The 21045-nt window shown below is 71.2% G+C and carries 24 protein-coding genes; 23 read left to right on the plus strand and 1 reads right to left on the minus strand.

The genetic code is table 11. From position 1 onward, the window contains the following. The first annotated feature begins 41 nt into the window (after positions 1 to 41). The 15 genes from ffh (at position 42) to whiG (ending at position 12875) form a co-directional block, all read left to right on the plus strand. A complete protein-coding gene (gene ffh / locus AC2AXK_RS10205; protein ID WP_484345255.1) occupies positions 42 to 1619 on the plus strand; it encodes a signal recognition particle protein in 1578 nt (525 codons plus the stop codon). A 24-nt stretch (positions 1620 to 1643) separates the two neighbouring features. Then, the gene (locus AC2AXK_RS10210; protein WP_484345256.1) at positions 1644 to 2741 is read left to right on the plus strand and encodes an amidohydrolase family protein; all 1098 of its coding nucleotides are present in this window, start codon (positions 1644 to 1646) and stop codon (positions 2739 to 2741) included. A 158-nt stretch (positions 2742 to 2899) separates the two neighbouring features. Further along, positions 2900 to 3334 (plus strand): 30S ribosomal protein S16, encoded by a 435-nt coding sequence (rpsP, locus tag AC2AXK_RS10215; RefSeq protein ID WP_484345257.1) that lies wholly within the window; start codon positions 2900 to 2902, stop codon positions 3332 to 3334. Beyond that, positions 3334 to 3573 (plus strand): RNA-binding protein, encoded by a 240-nt coding sequence (locus AC2AXK_RS10220; RefSeq protein WP_484345258.1) that lies wholly within the window; start codon positions 3334 to 3336, stop codon positions 3571 to 3573. Before rpsP ends, AC2AXK_RS10220 begins: the two co-directional genes overlap by 1 nt. Before the next feature lie 113 nt (positions 3574 to 3686). Further along, positions 3687 to 4295 carry a ribosome maturation factor RimM gene (gene rimM, locus AC2AXK_RS10225; protein WP_484345259.1) on the plus strand — a complete coding sequence of 203 codons (609 nt, stop codon included), beginning with the start codon at positions 3687 to 3689 and terminating at the stop codon, positions 4293 to 4295. 1 nt (position 4296) lies between these two features. Next, positions 4297 to 5088: a tRNA (guanosine(37)-N1)-methyltransferase TrmD gene (gene trmD, locus AC2AXK_RS10230; RefSeq protein WP_484345260.1), complete on the plus strand. Its 792-nt coding sequence runs from the start codon at positions 4297 to 4299 to the stop codon at positions 5086 to 5088. Between the two features lie 225 nt (positions 5089 to 5313). Further along, on the plus strand, positions 5314 to 5673 hold the full coding sequence (gene rplS / locus AC2AXK_RS10235; protein ID WP_484345261.1) for a 50S ribosomal protein L19: 360 nt from the start codon (positions 5314 to 5316) through the stop codon (positions 5671 to 5673). A 142-nt stretch (positions 5674 to 5815) separates the two neighbouring features. After that, complete coding sequence (gene lepB, locus AC2AXK_RS10240; RefSeq protein WP_484345262.1) at positions 5816 to 6523, plus strand: signal peptidase I; 708 nt, start codon at positions 5816 to 5818, stop codon at positions 6521 to 6523. Next, on the plus strand, positions 6520 to 7260 hold the full coding sequence (locus tag AC2AXK_RS10245; protein ID WP_484345263.1) for a ribonuclease HII: 741 nt from the start codon (positions 6520 to 6522) through the stop codon (positions 7258 to 7260). The genes lepB and AC2AXK_RS10245 overlap by 4 nt, the downstream gene beginning before the upstream one ends. Before the next feature lie 7 nt (positions 7261 to 7267). Then, positions 7268 to 7567 (plus strand): DUF2469 domain-containing protein, encoded by a 300-nt coding sequence (locus tag AC2AXK_RS10250; RefSeq protein WP_484345264.1) that lies wholly within the window; start codon positions 7268 to 7270, stop codon positions 7565 to 7567. Positions 7568 to 7736: 169 nt separating this feature from the next. Beyond that, on the plus strand, positions 7737 to 8099 hold the full coding sequence (locus AC2AXK_RS10255; protein WP_484345265.1) for a YraN family protein: 363 nt from the start codon (positions 7737 to 7739) through the stop codon (positions 8097 to 8099). Then, the gene (locus AC2AXK_RS10260; RefSeq protein WP_484345266.1) at positions 8099 to 9637 is read left to right on the plus strand and encodes a YifB family Mg chelatase-like AAA ATPase; all 1539 of its coding nucleotides are present in this window, start codon (positions 8099 to 8101) and stop codon (positions 9635 to 9637) included. Before AC2AXK_RS10255 ends, AC2AXK_RS10260 begins: the two co-directional genes overlap by 1 nt. Beyond that, complete coding sequence (gene dprA / locus AC2AXK_RS10265; protein ID WP_484345267.1) at positions 9634 to 10845, plus strand: DNA-processing protein DprA; 1212 nt, start codon at positions 9634 to 9636, stop codon at positions 10843 to 10845. Before AC2AXK_RS10260 ends, dprA begins: the two co-directional genes overlap by 4 nt. 171 nt (positions 10846 to 11016) lie before the next feature. Continuing rightward, positions 11017 to 11949 (plus strand): tyrosine recombinase XerC, encoded by a 933-nt coding sequence (locus AC2AXK_RS10270; protein WP_484345268.1) that lies wholly within the window; start codon positions 11017 to 11019, stop codon positions 11947 to 11949. A 17-nt stretch (positions 11950 to 11966) separates the two neighbouring features. Next, entirely contained in the window at positions 11967 to 12875 is a 909-nt protein-coding gene (gene whiG, locus AC2AXK_RS10275) for an RNA polymerase sigma factor WhiG (protein WP_484345269.1), read from the plus strand. 7 nt (positions 12876 to 12882) lie between these two features. Here the strand turns inward: whiG and AC2AXK_RS10280 are convergent, their stop codons facing one another. Next, the gene (locus AC2AXK_RS10280) at positions 12883 to 13515 is read right to left on the minus strand and encodes a M23 family metallopeptidase (RefSeq protein WP_484345270.1); all 633 of its coding nucleotides are present in this window, start codon (positions 13513 to 13515) and stop codon (positions 12883 to 12885) included. 354 nt (positions 13516 to 13869) lie between these two features. Here AC2AXK_RS10280 and rpsB point away from each other — a divergent pair, with 354 nt between their 5' ends. From rpsB to dxr, 8 genes are all read left to right on the plus strand, one after another. After that, positions 13870 to 14841: a 30S ribosomal protein S2 gene (gene rpsB / locus AC2AXK_RS10285; protein ID WP_484345271.1), complete on the plus strand. Its 972-nt coding sequence runs from the start codon at positions 13870 to 13872 to the stop codon at positions 14839 to 14841. Between the two features lie 82 nt (positions 14842 to 14923). Beyond that, positions 14924 to 15763 (plus strand): translation elongation factor Ts, encoded by an 840-nt coding sequence (gene tsf / locus AC2AXK_RS10290; protein ID WP_484345272.1) that lies wholly within the window; start codon positions 14924 to 14926, stop codon positions 15761 to 15763. Positions 15764 to 15868: 105 nt separating this feature from the next. Further along, the gene (pyrH, locus tag AC2AXK_RS10295) at positions 15869 to 16615 is read left to right on the plus strand and encodes a UMP kinase (RefSeq protein ID WP_484345413.1); all 747 of its coding nucleotides are present in this window, start codon (positions 15869 to 15871) and stop codon (positions 16613 to 16615) included. 87 nt (positions 16616 to 16702) lie between these two features. Continuing rightward, a complete protein-coding gene (frr, locus tag AC2AXK_RS10300) occupies positions 16703 to 17260 on the plus strand; it encodes a ribosome recycling factor (RefSeq protein WP_484345273.1) in 558 nt (185 codons plus the stop codon). Beyond that, positions 17260 to 18114: a phosphatidate cytidylyltransferase gene (locus AC2AXK_RS10305; RefSeq protein WP_484345274.1), complete on the plus strand. Its 855-nt coding sequence runs from the start codon at positions 17260 to 17262 to the stop codon at positions 18112 to 18114. The genes frr and AC2AXK_RS10305 overlap by 1 nt, the downstream gene beginning before the upstream one ends. 34 nt (positions 18115 to 18148) lie before the next feature. Then, positions 18149 to 19273, plus strand: a complete 1125-nt coding sequence (gene rlmN / locus AC2AXK_RS10310) for a dual-specificity RNA methyltransferase RlmN (protein WP_484345275.1) — start codon at positions 18149 to 18151, stop codon at positions 19271 to 19273. Continuing rightward, positions 19270 to 19821 carry a DivIVA domain-containing protein gene (locus tag AC2AXK_RS10315; RefSeq protein WP_484345276.1) on the plus strand — a complete coding sequence of 184 codons (552 nt, stop codon included), beginning with the start codon at positions 19270 to 19272 and terminating at the stop codon, positions 19819 to 19821. Before rlmN ends, AC2AXK_RS10315 begins: the two co-directional genes overlap by 4 nt. Continuing rightward, positions 19811 to 21028 (plus strand): 1-deoxy-D-xylulose-5-phosphate reductoisomerase, encoded by a 1218-nt coding sequence (gene dxr / locus AC2AXK_RS10320; protein ID WP_484345277.1) that lies wholly within the window; start codon positions 19811 to 19813, stop codon positions 21026 to 21028. Before AC2AXK_RS10315 ends, dxr begins: the two co-directional genes overlap by 11 nt. The last annotated feature ends 17 nt before the right edge of the window (positions 21029 to 21045 follow it).

The raw sequence follows: 21045 nt of genomic DNA on the forward strand, positions 1-21045 counted from the left end.
TGGCTCTTGGCCATATCCAGCGAACGGTGAGGATTGCAACGGTGTTCGCCACTCTGTCCGACCGCCTGACATCGACCTTCAAGAACCTCCGGACCAAGGGACGTCTGTCCGAGGCGGACATCGACGCGACCGTGCGGGAGATCCGGCGCGCGCTCCTCGACGCGGACGTCGCCGTCCCCGTCGTCCGCGAGTTCACCGGGACCGTGCGTGAGCGAGCGTTGTCCGCGGAGGTCTCCGGGGCGCTCAACCCCGCGCAGCAGGTCGTCAAGATCGTCAACGAGGAGCTCGTCGCGATCCTCGGCGGCGAGAGCCGTGGCCTGCGGTTCTCCAAGAACCCCCCGACGGTGATCATGCTCGCCGGCCTCCAGGGTGCCGGGAAGACGACGCTCGCCGGGAAGCTCGCGCTGAGCCTGCGGACGCAGGGGCACACCCCGCTGCTCGTCGCCGCTGACCTCCAGCGTCCGAACGCCGTCACCCAGCTCAAGGTCGTGGGCGAGCGCGCGGGCGTCCCCGTCTACGCCCCGCACCCCGGGGTCGCCGGTGAGGACGAGACACCCCGCGGCGACCCGGTGGCGGTCGCGAGCGCCGGCGTCGAGACGGCACGCTCGCGGCAGCACGACGTCGTCATCATCGACACCGCGGGTCGCCTCGGTGTCGACGCTGAGCTCATGCAGCAGGCCGCGGACATCCGGGACGCGACGAACCCCGACGAGATCCTCTTCGTCATCGACGCGATGATCGGTCAGGACGCGGTCGCGACGGCCCAGGCGTTCGCGGACGGGGTGAGCTTCACCGGCGTCGTGCTGTCCAAGCTCGACGGAGACGCCCGAGGTGGTGCAGCCCTGTCGGTGGCGAGAGTCACCGGGCAGCCCATCCTCTTCGCGTCCACGGGTGAGAAGCTCACCGACTTCGAAGCGTTCCACCCGGACCGGATGGCGTCCCGCATCCTCGACATGGGTGACATCCTCACCCTCATCGAGCAGGCGGAGCAGGCCTTCGACGCGGGCGAGGCCGAGGCCATGGCGGCCAAGGTCGCCGCGGGCACGGACTTCACGCTCGCCGACTTCCTCGTCCAGATGCAGCAGATGCGCAAGATGGGCTCGATGAAGAAGATGCTCGGGATGCTGCCCGGCATGGGGCAGATGCGCGAGGCTCTCGAGAACTTCGACGAGCGCGAGGTCGACCGCATCGAGGCGATCATCCGGTCGATGACCCCCGCCGAGCGCGAGACGCCCAAGATCATCAACGGGTCGCGCCGCGCGCGCATCGCCCGGGGTTCCGGGGTGACGACCACGGATGTGAACCAGCTGCTCGAGCGGTTCGCCGGCGCGCAGAAGATGATGCGGCAGATGTCCCGCGGCGGCGGCATGGCGGTCCCCGGTATGGGGAACCTCCCCGGCATGGGCGGCAAGAAGTCGCGCGGTCGTCAGCAGGCGCAGCAGGTCCGTGGCAAGAAGAGCAAGTCCGGCAACCCGGCGAAGCGCGCTGCTGAGCAGCGCGCAGCCGCGGCCGGGACAGCTCCGACCGCCCCCGGCTCGGCCTTCGGCATCGGGCAGAGCGGCCAGCCGGACGCTCCGCTCGAGATCCCCGCAGGTCTCGAGAAGTTCCTCGGTCGCTGACGGTCGGGCCGGGCGAGGTACGCGATGCCCCAGGTGATCCACGTGCGCGGCGTCGTCGTGCTCGGGGAGGACCAGGAGGTCGGGGACCTCTGGGTCGAGGACGGGCACGTCCGCCTCACGCCGCCGACCGGACTGAGCGGGGACGTCCTGCACCTGGAGGGCTTCGCCTTCCCCGGTCTTGTCGACGTGCACTGCCACGTGGGTCTCGGCCCGGACGGCGGGGTCGGCCCGGCGGTCGCCGAGCAGCAGGCGCGAGCCGACCGGGACAGTGGCGTCCTGCTCATCCGCGACGCCGGCTCGCCCGTCGACACCGGATGGATCGCCCGGCGCCCGGACCTCCCGCGGATCGTCCGGGCTGGACGGCACCTCGCACGGCCCAAGCGGTACATCCGTGGCTTCGCGCGGGAGCTCGACGACGTGCGGGAGCTCACCGCGTCCGCCGCCGAGGAAGCCGCCCGCGGGGACGGTTGGGTGAAGATCGTCGCCGACTGGATCGACCGGGACCTCGGGGACCTCGCTCCGCTTTGGCCGGACGACGTCGTGCACGACGCTGTCGCGGCGGCGCACCGCGCCGGAGCCCGGGTGACCGCTCACACGTTCTCGGCAGAGGCCGTACCCGGGTTGCTCGGGGCGGGGATCGACTGCCTCGAGCACGGCACCGGGTTGACACCCGAGCAGATCGACGAGGTGGCCCGGCGGCAGGTGGCCGTGACGCCGACCCTCCTGCAGATCAGCCAGTTCGAGCAGATCGCCCGGCAGGCGGACGCCCGGTACCCCGTGTTCGCAGCGCGCATGCGCGCGATGCATCGGCGCAGGTACGAGCAGGTGCGGGACATGCACGACGCGGGCGTCCGTCTTCTCGTGGGGACGGACGCGGGAGGCACGATCGCGCATGGTCGGATCGCCGCCGAGTGTGCGGAGCTCGTGCGCGCGGGGATACCAGCAGCGGACGTCGTCGCGGCGGCCAGCTGGCGCTCCCGGCAGTATCTCGGGGTCGGCGGGCTCGGCGACGGTTCGCCGGCAGACCTCGTGCTCTACGCCGAGGATCCCCGGGCGGACATCGGCGTCCTGGCGGCGCCGTCGGCGGTCGTCCTGCGCGGTGAGATCCACCCGCGAACGTAGGTGGAGCGGGCCTCGTGGATCTGGCATAATGGTCCGCTGTACTCGGCATGCCCGGCCCCTCTCTCCGTGCGTAGCCGCGTTTCGAACCACGGACCCCCCGCACCCCGCCGGGAGGTGCACGGTTCACCACATCCCCAGAAGCAGGAGAGACCACCACTGTGGCCACCAAGATCCGTCTGAAGCGTCTCGGCAAGATCCGAGCACCGTACTACCGCGTCGTCGTCGCCGACTCCCGCACCAAGCGTGACGGCCGCGTCATCGAGGAGATCGGCAAGTACCACCCGACCGAGGAGCCCTCGCTCATCGAGATCACCTCCGAGCGTGCGCAGTACTGGCTCAGCGTGGGCGCCCAGCCCACCGAGCAGGTCCTCGCGCTGCTCAAGGTCACCGGTGACTGGCAGAAGTTCAAGGGCCTCCCCGGCGCGGAGGGCACCCTGCGCGTGAAGGCCGCGCCGAGCGCCGAGGCTGTCGCCGAGGCCGTCGCGACGGCTGCCGCCGACGCCGAGAAGGTCAAGGCGAAGGCGTCCGAGGCAAAGGCTGCCGCTGCAGCGAGCGCCCCCGCCGCTGACGCTCCCGCGGACGAGCAGGCCTGATGCTCGCCGACGCGCTCGAGCACCTGGTGCGCGGCATCGTGGACAACCCCGATGACGTGCAGGTGAACGCCAAGGCCCTGCGCCGTGGCGAGCTCCTCGAGGTCCGGGTGCACCCCGACGACCTCGGTCGGGTGATCGGTCGCGGCGGTCGGACGGCGCGCGCGCTGCGGACGGTGACCGGCGCGCTCGCCGGTGACACGCCCGTGCGGGTGGACGTCGTCGACATCGACCGCCGCTGAGCGCACCGGCACACGTACGACCAGCATGGCCCGGGGCCCGGCCACCGTGAGGTGGGCGGGCCCCGGTGCGTTGTCACCAGACCTCGGACGAGGTCGTTGCAGGAGGAGCACCCATGGAACTCACGGTCGCGAAGATCGGCCGCGCGCACGGGCTGCGCGGCGAGGTCGCGCTGGACCTGCACACGGACGACCCCGAGACCCGGCTCGCGGTCGGGGCCGTGCTGCGCACCGTCCCCGCGTCCGCGGGTCCCCTCACCGTCACCGGGACGCGGATCCAGAACGGCCGGTGGCACGTGTACTTCGCCGAGATCGCGGACCGGACCGCTGCCGAGGCCTCGCGCGGGATCGAGCTCGTCGTCGACGTGGACGCCTCCGAGGAGGAGGACGCCTGGTACCCCCACGAGCTGGCCGGCCTGCGCGCGGAGCTCGTCGACGGGACCGTGGTGGGCACGATCAGCGGCCTGGAGCACATGCCCGCGCACGACGTCCTCGTGCTGCTCGAGACGGACGGCACGCGCACGCTCGTCCCCTTCGTCCGCGCCATGGTCCCCGTCGTCGACGTCCCCGGTGGCAGGGTCGTCCTCGACCCGCCCGGCGGGCTGCTCGCACGTGACGCCGCGAACCTGGACGTCGCGCTGCCGGCGGGCGACAGCTCCGATCGGCCCGAGCCGGACGACGAGGACGCCGGGGCACCTGGCGTGCAGCCGGACGGCGATCGCTGACATGCGGATCGACGTCGTCTCCATCTTCCCGGACTACCTCGAGCCGCTGCGGCTGTCGCTCGTGGGCAAGGCAGTGGCCTCGGGCCTGCTCGAGCTCGGGGTGCACGACCTGCGGGGCTGGACGAGCGACCGGCACCGTACGGTCGACGACACGCCCTTCGGCGGCGGCGCAGGCATGGTCATGCGGCCCGACGTGTGGGGTGCCGCGCTCGACGAGGTGCTGCGACCGGACGGCACCCTCGTCGTCCCGACGCCGTCGGGGGAGTCGTTCACGCAACGCACCGCGCACGAGCTGGCAGGCGCGTCCCAGCTCGTCTTCGCCTGCGGGCGCTACGAGGGCATCGACGCGCGTGTCGTCGAGCGCCATCGCTCGTCGGGCGGCGACGTGCGCGAGCTGTCGATCGGTGACTACGTCCTCAACGGGGGCGAGGTGGCGTCGATGGTCATGATCGAGGCGGTCGCGCGCCTGCTCCCGGGCGTCATCGGCAACCCAGGGTCTCTCGTCGAGGAGTCGCACGGGGAGGCCGGGCTGCTCGAGTATCCCGTCTACACGAAGCCGGCTGAATGGATGGGTCACCGGGTGCCGGACGTCCTGCTCAGCGGTCACCACGCGCGCATCGTCCGGTGGCGACGCGACCAGTCGCTGGAGCGCACCCTGGCGCGGCGTCCGGACCTCGTGCTGGCGCTCGACGCGGAGGCCCTCGACGCGGGCGACCGCGCAGTGCTCGCAGCCCACGGGTGGTCCGTGGGGGCGACGGGCCATCCCAGACCGCCGGAGACCGCCAGCGCCTGACGCAGACCGGTCGGGCCGGCGTGCAGCGGCTCCCTGCTCGTGTGGCAAGATAGGTCATTGGTGTGCGCTGGACCGGACTCTGCCACAGGGGCGTCCAACACGGCGATGTCGTCCTGCGGCTCCCGCAGGATGTCGCACCACCTTCTGAACTGGACTGGACCGCGCGGTGCGAGCCGCGCGTGCCCACGATACGTGCCTGACCTGTGGCAGGACGGGGAGAACGACATGCATACTCTCGACAGCGTCGACGCAGCATCGCTGCGCCACGACATCCCGGCCTTCCGCGCCGGTGACACCGTCAAGGTCAACGTCAAGGTCGTCGAGGGCACCCGCTCTCGCGTCCAGGCGTTCCAGGGCGTCGTCATCGCTCGCGTCGGCGGCGGCGTCCGCGAGACGTTCACCGTCCGGAAGATCAGCTTCGGCGTCGGGGTGGAGCGCACGTTCCCCCTCAACGCGCCGACCATCGAGTCCGTCGAGGTCATCACCCGTGGTGACGTGCGTCGCGCCAAGCTGTACTACCTGCGCAAGCTGCGCGGCAAGAAGGCGAAGATCAAGGAGAAGCGGGACTTCGCTCCCGCGAAGTGATCGGCGCTGCCGGGCGCTGACCTCGCGGTCGGGCCGGCACCACTGCTCCGCGACGACGGGCGGTCACCCTCCGGGGTGGCCGCCCGTCGTCGTTCTCGCAGCGCATTCGGGTGAACACTGGTCGAGGTGGCACAGTAGGCGGGTGACACGCGACGCCGACGACACCGACAAGCGCCCCCGTTCCCGACGCGGGTCGGTCCTCAAGGAGACGGTGATCATCCTCGGCAGTGCTCTGGTGCTGTCCTGGATCATCAAGTCCTTCTTCGTCCAGGCGTTCTACATCCCCAGCGGCTCGATGGAGGACACCCTCCTCGAGGGCGACCGCATCCTCGTGTCGAAGATGGTGCCGGGGGTGTTCGACATCCACCGCGGCGACATCGTCGTCTTCAAGGATCCGGGGACGTGGCTCAGCGGCACGGTCCAGCCGGAGCGCACACCCCTGCAGCAGGGCGTCACGGACGCCCTCACCTTCATCGGGCTCCTTCCGCAGGATGCGGGCGAGCACCTCGTGAAGCGTGTCATCGCGCTCGGGGGTGACCACGTCGTGTGCTGCGACGCCGAGGGGCGCGTGTCCGTGAACGGTGAGCCGATCGACGAGCCCTACCTCAAGCCAGGCTCGGACCCCTCGGTCGTGGAGTTCGACGAGACCGTCCCCGACGGCTTCCTCTGGGTGATGGGGGACAACCGGGCCCACTCGACGGACTCCCGCTACAACGCCGCAAGCCCCGGTGGTGGTTTCGTCCCCGTCGACAACGTCGTCGGCACGGCCTTCGTCACCGTGTGGCCCCCCGACCGGTGGGGATGGCTGCGCAACCCCGGTGAGACCTTCGCGGACGTCCCGGAACCGTGACGAGCCGCCCTCGCGTCCCGCTGCGCCGCTCGGCGGACCTCACCCACGAGCGCGTCCTGCTCGCGGAGGGCGCCCGGGTCGTCGTCGGCATGGACGAGGTCGGGCGCGGTGCGCTCGCCGGCCCCGTCACCGTCGGCGTCTGCGCGGTCGGAGCAGCGACCGGGCGGTGCCCCCAGGGCCTCACGGACTCCAAGGTCCTCACGCCACGCGCCCGGGCCCAGTACGTGCCCCTCATCACGAGGTGGGCGCTCGGCTCTGCCGTGGGCTCCGCCACGCCCGCGGAGATCGACGAGCTCGGCATCATCCGCGCCCTCCGTCTGGCAGGCCAACGCGCCCTCGTGGAGCTTTCGCGGACCGTGCCCGTCGTCGATACCGTTCTGCTCGACGGGTCCCACGACTGGCTCACCGAGCCGCAGGCCGACCTCCTCGACCTGCTGGCTGCCCCGGTGAGCTGCCCGCCGGGGTATGTCGAGCCACGGGTGCTCACCCGGGTCAAGGCCGACCTCAGCTGCGCGTCCGTCGCGGCGGCGAGCGTCGTGGCCAAGTGCGACCGGGACGCGCACATGGTGCGGCTTGCAGAGCTGCACCCGGTGTACGGGTGGGACTCCAACAAGGGGTACGGCTCGAGCAGGCACGTCGATGCGCTCGCGGTGCACGGTCCCAGCCCGGCGCACCGGGTGAGCTGGCGGCTGCCCGGGATGGACCGGGCGGACCTCGTCGCCGCCGATGGTCCATGATGGTCGGGTGAGCGCAGAAGACCTGGAGAACTACGAGACCGACATGGAGCTCGCGCTCTACCGTGAGTACCGCGACGTCGTCGGGCTCTTCGCGTACGTCGTCGAGACCGAGCGACGGTTCTACCTCGCCAACAAGGTCGACCTCCAGGTGCGGTCCGCGGCGGGCGAGGTGTACTTCGAGGTGAGCCTCACCGACGCGTGGGTCTGGGACGTCTATCGCTCCAAGCGCTTCGTCAAGTCGGTCCGTGTCGTGACGTTCAAGGACGTCAATGTCGAGGAGCTCGTCCAGGCGGAGCTCGACCTCTGACCTGCGTGGCGTCTCTCGTGCCCCGTCACTGAAGAGCTGGGCCAGCCAGTCGTTGCCCTGCGGCAGCATGTCCTCCACAGAACGGCCCGCCCCGCCCGCGTCCACCGGGTGCCGTCGCGGCCGGGACGGTCCGCGTTCCTGCGTCGCACAGTCGTGGCGGAGGTGGGACATGACGTCGAACGTACGGGCCGCAGTCGGCCAGCATGGAGAGAGGGTCGCGGAGCGGTTTCTCGTCGACGCGGGGTACGAGGTGCTCGACCGCAACTGGCGCGGCACCCGCGGTGAGCTGGACATCGTCGCGCGGCAGGGCCCGGAGGTTGTCGTCGTCGAGGTCAAGACACGCCGTGGGACGGGGTTCGGCCACCCGGCAGAGGCGGTCACGCCCGCGAAGCTCGCCCGGTTGCGTCGGCTGGCCGGGCAGTGGCTCAGCGAGCACGCCGTGGGAGCTGCCTCGGTGCGGATCGACGTCGTCGCCGTCGTCCTGCCGCGGTCCGGTGCGGCCACGGTCGAACACCTGCGGGGGGTGTCCTGATGTCGCTCGGGCGAGCCCTGTCGGTCTGTCTTGTCGGCCTCGAGGGGCACGTCGTCGACGTCGAGGCGCACCTGGCAGCCTCTGTCCCGGGCTTCACGCTCGTCGGTCTCCCGGACGCCGCGCTGGCCGAGTCGCGGGACCGGGTGCGGGCAGCGATCTCCTCGGCAGGCCTCGTGCTGCCCCAGCGCAAGGTCACCGTGAATCTCTCCCCGGCCGCGCTCCCGAAGGCAGGGTCGGGGTTCGACCTCGCCATCGCCATCTCGATGCTCGCCGGTGCCCGCCTCGTGGACCCGGCGCGTCCGGTGGGGGCCGTGCACCTGGGCGAGCTCGGGCTGGACGGCCGGGTGCACTCGGTCCGGGGCGTGCTGCCGGCGGTCGTCGCTGCGGTGAAGGCCGGGGTGCGCCGGGTCGTCGTCCCGCTCGCCGACGTGGCCGAAGCCCGTCTCGTACCGGGGGTGGAGGTGCTCGGCGTCGGGACGCTCGCCGAGCTCGCGCACGCGTACGGCGCGGACGTGCCGGTCCCGTCCGACGCGTCCCTGCAGGCACGGCGGCAGGTGGTCCCGACCCCGCCTGCTGCCGTCCCCGACCTGCGCGACGTCATCGGGCAGGTCGCGGCACGGTCGGCGCTCGAGGTCGCCGCCGCGGGCGGGCACCACCTGCTCATGGTCGGGCCACCCGGCACGGGCAAGACGATGCTCGCCGCGCGGCTGCCCGGCCTGCTCCCGGACCTCACGGAGGCGGACGCGATCGAGGTGACCTCGGTGCACTCGGTCGCCGGCACGTTCGACCCGGCGCGAGGCCTGCTCGCGAGGCCACCGTTCGAGAACCCGCACCACACCGCCACGCCGGCCGCGATCGTCGGGGGAGGGTCAGGCCTTCCGCGGCCCGGTGCTGCCTCGCGGGCGCACCGGGGGGTGCTGTTCATGGACGAGGCCCCGGAGTTCTCGCCGCGGGTGCTGCAGACCCTGCGTCAACCGCTCGAGCAGGGTGAGCTCGTCATCCAGCGGGCCGCAGGCAGTGCCCGATATCCGGCGCGCTTCCAGCTGCTGCTCGCCGCGAACCCGTGCCCGTGCGGTCTGGCGATCGGCAAGGGCCTCGACTGCACGTGCAGCCCGATCGCGCGGCGGCGCTACTTCGCCCGCCTCTCCGGGCCGCTGCTCGATCGCGTGGACCTGCAGGTCGAGGTGCACCCGGTCACGCGGCTCGACGTCGCGAGCGACGTCCGCGGTGAGAGCACCGCGACGGTGGCCGCACGGGTCCACGCCGCACGCGCGGCCGCCCGCGCGCGACTGGCGGGGACGCGCTGGGGAACCAACAGCGAGGTGCCCGGGACGTGGCTCCGGGACAGGCTGGGCCCCGACCGGCGCCTGCTCGCCGACCTTGACGCAGCGCTCGACCGCGGGGCGCTCAGCCTCCGTGGCGTCGATCGGGTGCTCAGGGTGGCGTGGACCTTGGCCGACCTCGCGGGGCGGGACGCTCCCGCTCGTCAGAACATCGGCCACGCACTCGCGCTGCGGACCCGTGGGCAGGGGTCATGACCACGAGGCCACCGAGCGAGGAGCTCGAGGCCCGCGCCGCATGGAGCAGGATCGTGGAGCCCGGGGACGAGGTCGCAGGTGCCCTCCTGCGGACCGTCGGGGCCATTCCGGCTCTCGCCTGGCTCCACACGGTCGACCCCTCGGACCCCGCGCACGGGGTGGCGCGGCTTGCCGACCACCTCGGTGTGGGAGACCAGCGTGCGCGGCAGCGGATGGCCCGAGCGGTCGCGCGCTGGTTGCCGCGGACGGTCGGCCTCGACCCGCACCGCGAGCTGAGGGTGCTGGACCGTCTCGGCGGACGTCTCGTCGTTCCCGGGAGCTCGTCCTGGCCGCACCAGCTCGACGCGCTCGGTGACGCGGCCCCGCCGTGCCTGTGGGTGCGTGGCACAGGCGATCCAGCACGGCTCCTGGCCCGCGCGGTGGCTGTCGTGGGCGCGCGAGCGAGCACCGACTACGGCGACCGCGTCGCGGGCGAGATGAGCGCGGGGCTGGCGGCGCGGGGCGTGACGACCGTCTCGGGCGGCGCCTACGGGATCGACGCAGCGGTCCATCGTGCGTCTCTCGCGGTGGGTGGCCCGACGGTGGCGTTCCTGGCTGGCGGTGTCGACCGTCTGTACCCGGCGGGCAACGCCGACCTGCTGCGCGCTGTCGTCGAGCGCGGGGGAGCGGTCGTGAGCGAGGTCCCGCCAGGGTCGGTGCCGAGCAGGGTGCGGTTTCTCAAGAGGAACCGGCTCATCGCGGCGGCCGCGGCAGCCACCGTCGTCGTGGAGGCGGCATGGCGGTCGGGGTCGCTCGCCACAGCGGGACTGGCGTTCGAGCTCCTGCGACCGGTCGGTGCGGTGCCCGGCCCGGTGACCTCCATGGCGTCTGCCGGGTGCCATCGGCTCCTGCGGGAGGGACGTGCCGTGTGCGTGACGGACGTGGACGAGGTGCTCGAGCTTGCTGGCGGGCTCGGGACGGACGGCGCGGGAGCGCGGGCGGGGGAGGACGCGCGGGACGCCGCCGCGCGTCGTGCTCACGACGGACTCGACGATGCCGGTCGCCGTGTCTTCGATGCGCTCCCCGTACGACGCGGCGCGCCCGTCGGGGCGATCGTGCGCGCTGCCGGTGTGTCGCCCGCCGAGGGGATGGATGCCCTGGGGCGGCTCGAGCTGGCGGGTCTCGCCGTGCGAGAGAGCGGAGGCTGGCGCAGAGCTCCGGCAGCGTGACGAGGCTGCAGGTAGCAAGATGTGCACAACCGTGCTATGGGTGAACTTTGCCTGTTACCGTCCGCTTCGGCGCCAGGATTGTGCTGCAAACTGAACGAATTCGGGCGAGCCGCTCCCCGGGTGCCGCGAAGGACCCTTGAAACCTCGACCGGCACCCGTCACCGTAAGGGCATGCACTCGCCGACGGGGGATCCCGGGACCCGCACGCAGCCCGAGGTCCTTGTGGCTTTTGCTTCGCACCTGACCGCCCAGCGCGGGTTGTCGGCGCACACGGTCAGGGCCTACACCTCGGATCTCGAGCAGCTCCTCGCCTTCGCCGTCGCCCGCGGAGTCCCCTCGCTCGAGGAGGTCGATCTCACGCTGCTGCGGGGATGGCTCGCCGAGATGTCCGCCCGCCAGCTCTCCCGCTCGACCGTGGCCCGACGCGGCGCGGCCGTCCGGACGTTCTTCGACTGGGCCGTGCGGACCTCCCGCATCTCGGAGGACCCCTCCGCGCGCCTCGCGAGCCCGCGCCTGCACCGGAGCCTCCCCACGGTCCTCGCCGTGAACTCTGCTGCGACGCTCATGGACGCAGCGCGGGACATCGCCGCCAGCGGTCAACCGGGAGACCTGCGGATCTGGGCCTGCGTCGAGCTGCTGTACGCCACGGGGGCACGGGTCGGAGAGATCGTCGAGCTGAACATCGCTGACGTCGACTTCGAGCAGCGCACCGTGCGAGTCATGGGCAAGGGCAGCAAGGAGCGGATGGTCCCGTTCGGTGTTCCCGCCGCCGGCGCGCTCGACCAGTGGCTCTCGACGGGGCGCCCGGCGCTCGTCGGGAAGGTGCCCACGGACGCGCTCTTCATCGGCCAACGGGGCCAGCGGTGGGGGCAACGTCAGGTCCGCGAGTCGGTCCACCGCCTGTCGGCCCTCGCAGGGGTCGACGACGTCGCACCCCACGACCTGCGCCACAGCGCGGCGACCCATCTCCTCGAGGGCGGTTCCGACCTGCGCACCGTCCAGGAGGTCCTCGGGCACGCCACCCTCGCCACGACCCAGCGCTACACCCACGTGTCCGCCGAGCGACTGCAGTCGTCCTATCGGTTGGCGCACCCACGAGCATGAAAGACCACGAGACCCTCATGCCCACAGCGAGCCCAGCACCGACCGCCGCTGCCACCGTCGTGATCAGGCGGCCCGCGCGTTCGGGGTTGCTGCACGCGCGCTTGGACCAGACGCCGCAGGCGGAGCCCCCGGTGGTCGTCGAGAGCCCTGACGGTGCTGCGGTCGCCGCCGAGCTCATCGAGGTCTGGGCGCGGTACAAGCAGTCGCCCACGGCGGCGGTGCGGGAGCAGCTCATCCTCCACTACGCGCCGCTCGTCGCATCGGTGGCGTCGCGGGTAGGTATGCGGCTGCCGAGCTCGGTCGAGCACGCGGACCTCGTCTCCTACGGGATGTTCGGCCTCATCGACGCGATCGAGAAGTTCGAACCGGCGCGGGACATCAAGTTCGAGACATATGCGAACACGCGTGTCCGCGGCGCGATCCTCGACGAGCTCCGTGCCGCGGACTGGGTGCCGCGGTCGGTGCGGAGCAAGGCCCGGGCCGTGGACCAGGCGCACGCCGAGCTCGAGTACGAGCTGCACCGTGCGCCCAGCCCCGACGAGCTCGCCGCACGTCTCGGCATCGCGACCACCGAGCTGCACGCGATCCAGAGCCAGGTCGCCTCCGTCGCCCTCGTGGCGCTCGACGAAGTCGTGGGGACGGGCGACCGCGTGGAGCAGGTCAGCGCCCTCGATACCGTCCAGCGCTCCCGGTCGAACGACCCCGCAGGGACGTTCGAGAGCAAAGAGACGAAGTTCCTGCTCTCCCAGGCGATGGACCAGCTCGGGGAGCGCGAGAAGATCATGGTCGTCCTCTACTACTACGAGGGCATGACGCTCGCGGAGATCGGGCGGGTGCTCGGGGTGACCGAGTCCAGGGTCTCGCAGATGCACACGGCGGCGATGCTCCGGCTGCGCTCGCGGCTGACGACGAGCGAGACCTCCTGACCGCGTCTCACCGCGCGTCGGGGAGCAGGATGATCGGTTCCAGCACACCGAGCAGTGCGAGGGGGTCGACATAGTCGTCGCCTCGGCGCACGCCCCAGTGCAGGCATGCTCCGGGTGCGCAGTGGTTCCCGCTCGCATCGGCGAGCGTGCCGACGGCCTCGCCCCGCGCCACGACGTCGCCGGGGACGAGGCCCGAGACGACGGGCTCGAGCGTCGAGCGCAGACCGTCCGGGTGGGCGATGACGACGAGCGGACGATCCACGACCACCCCGGAGAACGTCACCGTGCCGTCCGCGGGCGCGAGCACCTCCCCGTCCAGGCTGTGCGCGAGATCCACCCCCCGGTGACCGGCCGCCCAGCGGACCTCGGGCGCGTGGAAGTCCCGCAGGAGCAGCCCTGAGGCCAGGAGAGCAGCGCGTGCCGGGGGTTCGTTCCCGCCGCCGGTGGCGATCGGGAGCGCGTAGAGCGGTTCGTCCCACGCCGGAGCCGGCCCCGTGGCCGTGGCGGGGTCGTCCCGGGCTCGTGCTGCTCCGGCGGGCGCACCGCTCGTGGCGACCTGCGCGAGCGCGAGCGCGAGCACGAGGAGCAGTGCTGAGGGACGGGTTCGCCGCGGCACGGCGCGCCGGGTGTCGAGGTGCATGAGGTGAGCGTCCTGCCGCGAGTCGTCCCCCGCACCGGGGCGCAGTGGGGATGTGGACGCGCACGGCGGTCCACAGTGCAGGCGTCGGGTAGACTCACCTACGCGATCAGTACGTCAGTGCTGCCCTCATCTCGCATGAGCGGCACGACAGCTGGTCGACTTCACGCACCAGACGACGGCCTCCGTGCCGTCCGGCGCAGCCACTACGGTCCGGGTTCGTCCCGGCGTGGCCATCCGTGGTGCTAGGGACGGGCTCCGACCGGGGCGCGTCGACAACCGAGATGCGGTCCACCGGACCGCCAACATGCGCGCGGAGCCGGGGCATCGTCCCGACCCGCACCGAAAGGAAGTGCCATGGCCGTCGTGACCATGCGCCAGCTCCTCGAGAGCGGTGTCCACTTCGGACACCAGACCCGCCGCTGGAACCCGAAGATGAAGCGCTTCATCTTCACCGAGCGCAACGGCATCTACATCGTCGACCTCCAGCAGTCGCTGACGTACATCGACACTGCGTACGAGTTCGTCAAGGAGACGGTCGCCCACGGCGGTTCCGTCCTCTTCGTCGGCACGAAGAAGCAGGCGCAGGAGCCGGTCGCCGAGCAGGCCGCCCGGGTCGGCATGCCGTACGTCAACCACCGCTGGCTCGGTGGGATGCTCACCAACTTCCAGACCGTCAACAAGCGTCTGCAGCGCCTCAAGGAGCTCGAGCAGATCGACTTCGACGACGTCGCAGGAAGCGCCTTCACGAAGAAGGAGCTCCTCATCATGCGTCGCGAGCGCGACAAGCTCGCCCGCACGCTCGGCGGTATCCGTGACATGGCGAAGATCCCCTCCGCCATCTGGATCGTCGACACGAACAAGGAGCACCTCGCGGTCGACGAGGCACGCAAGCTGAACATCCCGATCGTCGCGATCCTCGACACCAACTGCGACCCCGACGTCGTCGACTACAAGATCCCGGGCAACGACGACGCGATCCGCGCCGTCGCGCTCCTCACGCGGGTCGTCGCGGACGCCGTCGCCGAGGGCCTCATCCAGCGCCACGCCGGCAAGTCCGGCGCTACGGCGGGCTCTGAGTCCGAGCCGCTCGCCGAGTGGGAGCGCGAGCTCCTCGCCGGTGCTGAGGCGCCTGCAGCCGTCGAGCCCGCGCCGGTCGCGGCTGTCGAGGCCGCGGCAACGCCCGACGCGGTCGCCGAGGTCGCCACCGAGGTGGAGGCGTCCGACGAGGCTGCTGCGCCTGAGGCTGCAGCGCCCGAGGCCGCTGCGGCCGAGACGGAGGCGCCCGTCGCCGCCGAGGCGACGGCCCCCGAGGCCGAGTCCAAGTAAGCAGGGTGCACGTGGTGGTCGGCTCGCAGGAGCCGGCCACCACGTCTCTCTCCATCGATTCTTCTGCAAAGGACGTACACACATGGCGAACTACACCGCCGCAGACATCAAGGCGCTGCGTGAGCGCACCGGTGCCGGCATGCTCGACGTCAAGAAGGCGCTCGACGAGGCTGACGGCAACGCCGAGAAGGCGCTCGAGATCATCCGCGTCAAGGGCCTCAAGGGCGTGAGCAAGCGCGAGGGCCGTTCGACGTCGGAGGGTCTCGTGGCCCTGTCCGTGGCGACGGACGGCGACAGCGAGGTCGGCACGATCATCGAGCTGAACTCCGAGACCGACTTCGTCGCGAAGAGCGAGAACTTCGTCAACCTCGGCGCCCGCGTGCTCGAGGCCGTCGTCGCGAGCGGTGCCACGGACGTCGAGTCCGCACTGGCTGCCGAGGTGGACGGCGAGACGCTGCAGAGCCTCATCGACAACACCGCAGCAACGCTGGGCGAGAAGATCGTCCTGCGTCGCGTCGAGCGTGTGCGTGGCCCGAAGGTCAGCAGCTACCTGCACCGCACGAGCAAGGACCTTCCGCCGTCGATCGGTGTCCTCGTGGCCACCGACGAGGCAGGCGCCGCTGTCGCCAAGGACATCGCGCAGCACATCGCCGCGCTCTCCCCGTCCTACCTGACGCGGGACGATGTCCCGGCCGAGACGGTCGCCAACGAGCGCCGCATCGCCGAGGAGACCTCGCGCAACGAGGGCAAGCCCGAGGCGGCGCTGCCGAAGATCATCGAAGGACGCCTCGGCGGGTTCTTCAAGGAGGTCGTCCTCCTCGACCAGCCCCTGGCGAAGGACCCGAAGAAGACGGTCGCTCAGACCGCCTCCGAGGTCGGCGGTTCCGTCACCGGCTTCGTGCGGTTCCGCGTCGGAGCCTGACACACCACATGGTCGCCCGGTCCGCAGGTGCTGCGGGCCGGGCTTTCCGTACACGTAGGGCTGGCACGACAACGGTGGGATGGTAGGACAGTGACCCAGAACCTCATGAGCGACGGCGCTCAGCCCCGTGGAGCGCGTGGTACGCGTGCGCGGCGGGTGCTCCTCAAGCTTTCCGGCGAGGCCTTCGGCGGTGGCCAGATCGGTCTCGCGTCGGACGTGGTCCGGCGCGTCGCGGCGGAGATCGCCGAGGCGGTCGGCGCGGGCGTCGAGGTCGCGATCGTCGTGGGCGGTGGCAACTTCTTCCGCGGCGCCGAGCTCTCCCAGCAGGGACTCGACCGGGCGCGGGCCGACTACATGGGGATGCTGGGGACGGTGATGAACTGCCTCGCCCTGCAGGACTTCCTCGAGCAGGCCGGCGTGAGCACGCGTGTCCAGACGGCGATCGCCATGGGTCAGGTCGCGGAGCCGTACATCCCGCTCCGTGCGATCCGCCATCTGGAGAAGGGCCGCGTCGTGATCTTCGGTGCTGGCGCCGGCCTGCCCTACTTCTCGACAGACACGGTCTCGGCACAGCGAGCGCTCGAGACGCACTGCGACGAGGTGCTCATGGGAAAGAACGGCGTCGACGGGGTGTACAGCGCCGACCCCCGGACGGACCCGACCGCTGAGCGGTTCGACGAGCTGACCTACACCGACGCGCTCATCCGGGACCTCGCCGTCATGGACGCGACCGCACTGAGCCTGTGCCGGGACAACGACGTGCACATGCGCGTGTTCGGCATGGACACCCCCGGGAACGTCACCCGGGCGCTCGTCGGTGAGAAGATCGGAACGCTCGTCACATCAGGGTGAGCAGGACGCGTCCCGGTCTGCCGGGGCGTCGTCCGACGTACGAGCCACGCGGACCGTGTGGCATCCGCAAGCGATGAAGGAGCACGGGTGATCGACGAGACCCTCCTCGAGGCCGAGGAAAAGATGGACAAGGCGATCGAGGTCGCGAAGACGGACTTCGCGACGATCCGCACAGGTCGTGCGAACGCGTCGATGTTCTCGCGGATCGTCGTCGAGTACTACGGCGCCCCCACGCCGCTCCAGCAGCTGGCGTCGTTCACGACGCCCGAGGCGCGGACCATCCTCGTCTCCCCGTTCGACAAGACGGTGCTCGGAGCCATCGAGCGGGCCCTGCGGGACTCCGACCTGGGCGTCAACCCCAGCAACGACGGCAACGTCATCCGCATCGTCCTGCCGGTGCTCACCGAGGACCGGCGCAAGGAGTACGTCAAGCTCGCCAAGACCAAGGCCGAGGACGCGCGCGTGTCCGTCCGCAGCATCCGGCGCAAGGCCAAGGAGGCGCTCGACCGCCTCGTCAAGGACGGCGACGCCGGCGAGGACGAGGGCGCCCGCGCGGAGAAGGAGCTCGAGGCGATCACGAAGCGGCACGTCGATGCGGTGGACGGTCTTCTCGCCCGCAAGGAAGCCGAGCTCCTCGAAGTCTGATGGTCGACTCGTCGGTGTCCCTGCCCACTCCGGGCGCCCCGCGCGCGGGGCGCAACCTCCCCGCTGCGACCGGGGTGGGCGTCGCCCTCCTCGCCGTCGTCGGCGGGTCTCTGTACTTCCGCAAGGAGGGCTTCATCCTCCTGGCGTTCGTGGCGATCACGGCGGCGCTGTGGGAGCTGACCAAGGCCTTTCAGCGGCGCAACGTCCACATCCCGTTCGTGCCGCTCGTGGTGGGCACCGTCGGGATGCTCGTCTCGACGTACCAGGCGGGCGCCGAGGCGCTCATGGTCTCGTTCGTCCTCACGGTGGCCGGGCTCGTCGTGTGGCGGATCGTCGACGGTGGGGGGATCGGAGCCGTCCGTGATGCAGCGGCGGGCGTCTTCGCCGCCTCGTACCTGCCTCTCATGGGCGGCTTCGTCATGCTCATGCTCCGGGCCGAGGACGGCCGCGAGCAGGTGCTCATCTTCATCCTCCTTGCCGTGTCGAACGACGTCGGCGGATATGTCGCCGGCGTGCTGTTCGGACGCCATCCGTTGGCGCCCTCGGTGAGCCCGAAGAAGAGCTGGGAGGGTCTGGCCGGGTCGTTCGTCCTCGCCCTCGCAGTGGGTCTCGTCGGGTCGATCCTCGTGCTCGACGTCAACCCGGTCATCGGTCTGACGCTCGGTTTCCTCGCGCCGCTCACGGCGACGCTCGGAGACCTCGCGGAGTCGCTCATCAAGCGAGACCTAGAATTGAAGGACATGGGATCGTTGCTGCCGGGGCACGGGGGCGTCCTCGATCGCCTCGACTCGATGCTGCTCACCGCTCCCTTCGTATATCTGCTGTTCTCCGTGGCGCCTGACCTGCCGGTCTGACGCCGCCCTACCGCACGTGACTGGACCTCTCACCATGGCTGCACCTTCGACGCCGCTGACCCTCACGATGGCGGCCCCCCGCCGGGGCAAGCCGCCGCGCCACCTCGCGGACATGACACCCGAGGAGCGCGTCCAGGCCGTCGTCGACCTCGGCGAGAAGCCGTTCCGGGCGAAGCAGCTGGCGACGCACTACTTCACGCACCTCACCGCGGACCCGGCAGCGATGACCGACCTCCCGCAGGCGTCGCGTGACGCCCTCGCCGCCGGGCTCCTGCCCCCGCTGCTCACCCCCGCGCGTGTCATGCAGGCGGACGGGGGCTCCACGGTGAAGACTCTCTGGCACCTGTTCGACGGCGTGAAGGTCGAGTCGGTGCTCATGCGTTACCCCAACCGTTCGACGCTGTGCGTCTCGAGCCAGGCGGGGTGCGGGATGGCGTGCCCGTTCTGTGCGACGGGACAGCTGGGACTCACCCGTAACCTCTCGACCGCGGAGATCGTCGAACAGGTGCGGTCCGCCGCGAAGGCTCTCGCGGACGGGCAGCTGCCTGGTGGGCCGACCCGGCTCAACAACCTCGTCTTCATGGGCATGGGTGAGCCGATGGCGAACTACAAGGCGGTCATGGCGACGGTCCGTCAGGCGGTGGCGCCCACGCCCGACGGGTTCGGGATGTCCGCGCGCAACATCACCGTCTCCACGGTGGGTCTCGTCCCGGCGATGGACAAGCTCGCCAAGGAGGGCATCCCGGTGACGCTCGCGCTCTCGCTGCACGCCCCGGACGACGAGCTGCGCAGCGAGCTCGTGCCGATCAACACCCGGTGGTCCGTCGACGAGGTGCTCGACTCGGCCCGTCGGTACTTCGAGGTCACCGGTCGGCGCGTGAGCATCGAGTATGCGCTCATCCGCGACATGAACGACCATGCGTGGCGCGCCGACCTGCTCGGGGAGAAGCTCACGGCGCGGGGCCAGGGCTGGGTGCACGTCAACCCGATCCCGCTCAACCCCACGCCCGGGTCGATCTGGACGGCGAGCGACCCGGCCGTGGAGGATGAGTTCGTCGCGCGCCTGCGCGGCCACGGCATCCCGACGACGATCCGGGACACCCGGGGGAGCGACATCGACGGTGCCTGCGGGCAGCTCGCAGCGGAGGAAGAAGCATGACGAAGGTCTTCTCGACCGTCTCCCGCCTACGCAAGGGGTACGACCAGGACGAGGTCGACGACTTCTTCGACGAGGCGCGGGAGGCGTACGAGGGGACGGGCAGCGAGGAGCTGACGAGCCGGGACATCCAGACGAGGACCTTCGCGCTCGTCCGGGGCGGTTATGTCACCAGCGAGGTCGATGCGGCACTCGACCGGCTCGAGGCTGCCTTCGTCGCCCGGCAGCGCCAGGAGTTCGTCCTCGCGCAGGGTCAGGGTGCCTGGATGACCGACCTCGCGGAGAGAGCGCGGAGCCTCTACGGCCGCCTGCGCCGTCCTGACGGGGAACGTTTCGCGGACGCGCCGCGCGGGGGACCGGGGTACGACAAGGACGAGGTCGACGAGCTCTGCGACCGGCTCGTCGCGTACTTCGACCAGACCGAGGCCGTGTCAGCGGCCGAGATCCGCCGGGCGGTGTTCCGTCCACGGCGGGGATCGAAGGGGTATGCCGAGGCTCCGGTCGATGCCTTCCTCGCGCGCGCCGTCGAGGTCCTCCTCGGTGTCGAGTAGCACCGGCGTGGCCGGTGCTGGCGGTCACCGTTCCCTTGTCGTGCTCGGGTCGACAGGGTCGATCGGCACCCAGGCTCTCGACGTCGTCGACCGGCACCGCGACCAGTTCTCGATCACGGCGCTCGGCTCGGGTGGCGGTGATCCGCTGCTCCTCGCCGAGCAGGCCGTCGCGTTCGACGTCCCGGTCGTCGCCGTCGCGCAGCCTGGTGCGGTGCCGGCCGTCCGCGCGGCCCTCGATGCGCGACTGCGTGCGGTGGGGCGCGCGGCGGGGAGCGTCGAGGTGGTGGCCGGGCCGGACGCGGCAACCGTCATTGCGGGAACGGGTGCCGACGTCGTCCTCAACGGCATCACCGGCTCCGTCGGGCTGGGCCCGACCCTGGCTGCGCTCCGCGCCGGCTCGACGCTGGCGCTGGCGAACAAGGAGTCGCTCGTCGTCGGCGGCTCGCTCGTCGCGCAGGCGCAGGGCCGCCCCGGCCAGGTCGTGCCGGTCGACTCGGAGCACTCGGCGATCGCCCAGTGCTTGCGCTCGGGCTCGCGTGGCGAGGTCCGCCGGCTCGTCCTCACGGCATCGGGCGGGCCGTTCCGCGGGTGGTCGCGGGACCGGCTCGCGGCGGTGGGCCCGCGCGAGGCCCTCGCTCATCCCACGTGGTCCATGGGGCCGGTGGTCACGGTGAACTCCGCGTCGCTCATGAACAAGGGTCTGGAGCTCATCGAGGCGCACCTGCTCTTCGACGTCCCGGTCGAGGACATCGTCGTCGTCGTGCACCCGCAGTCCGTGGTGCACTCGATGGTCGAGTTCGTCGATGGTTCGACGATCGCCCAGGCGTCGCCGCCGGACATGCGGTTGCCCATCGCGCTCGGCCTGAGCTGGCCGGAGCGGCTGGCCGACGTCGCGTCGCCCTGCGCGTGGACGCAGCCAGCTGCCTGGACGTTCGAGCCGCTCGACGAGTCCGTGTTTCCCGCGGTCCGGCTGGCGCGCGAGGCCGTGGTCGCGTCGGCGACGCACCCCGCCGTGTACAACGCCGCGAACGAGGAGTGCGTGAGCGCCTTCCTCGACGGACGGACGGGATTCCTCGACATCGTGGACACCGTCGAACGTGTGCTCGGCGAGCATCACGGCGATGACGGCGAGCTCACGCTCGAGGCAGTGCTCGAGGCCGAGCGGTGGGCACGCAGGAGGACCTGCGAGGTCCTCGCTGCCTCCTGAGGGAGCAAAGATCCCCC

Source organism: Sanguibacter sp. Z6_81, assembly GCF_057180625.1.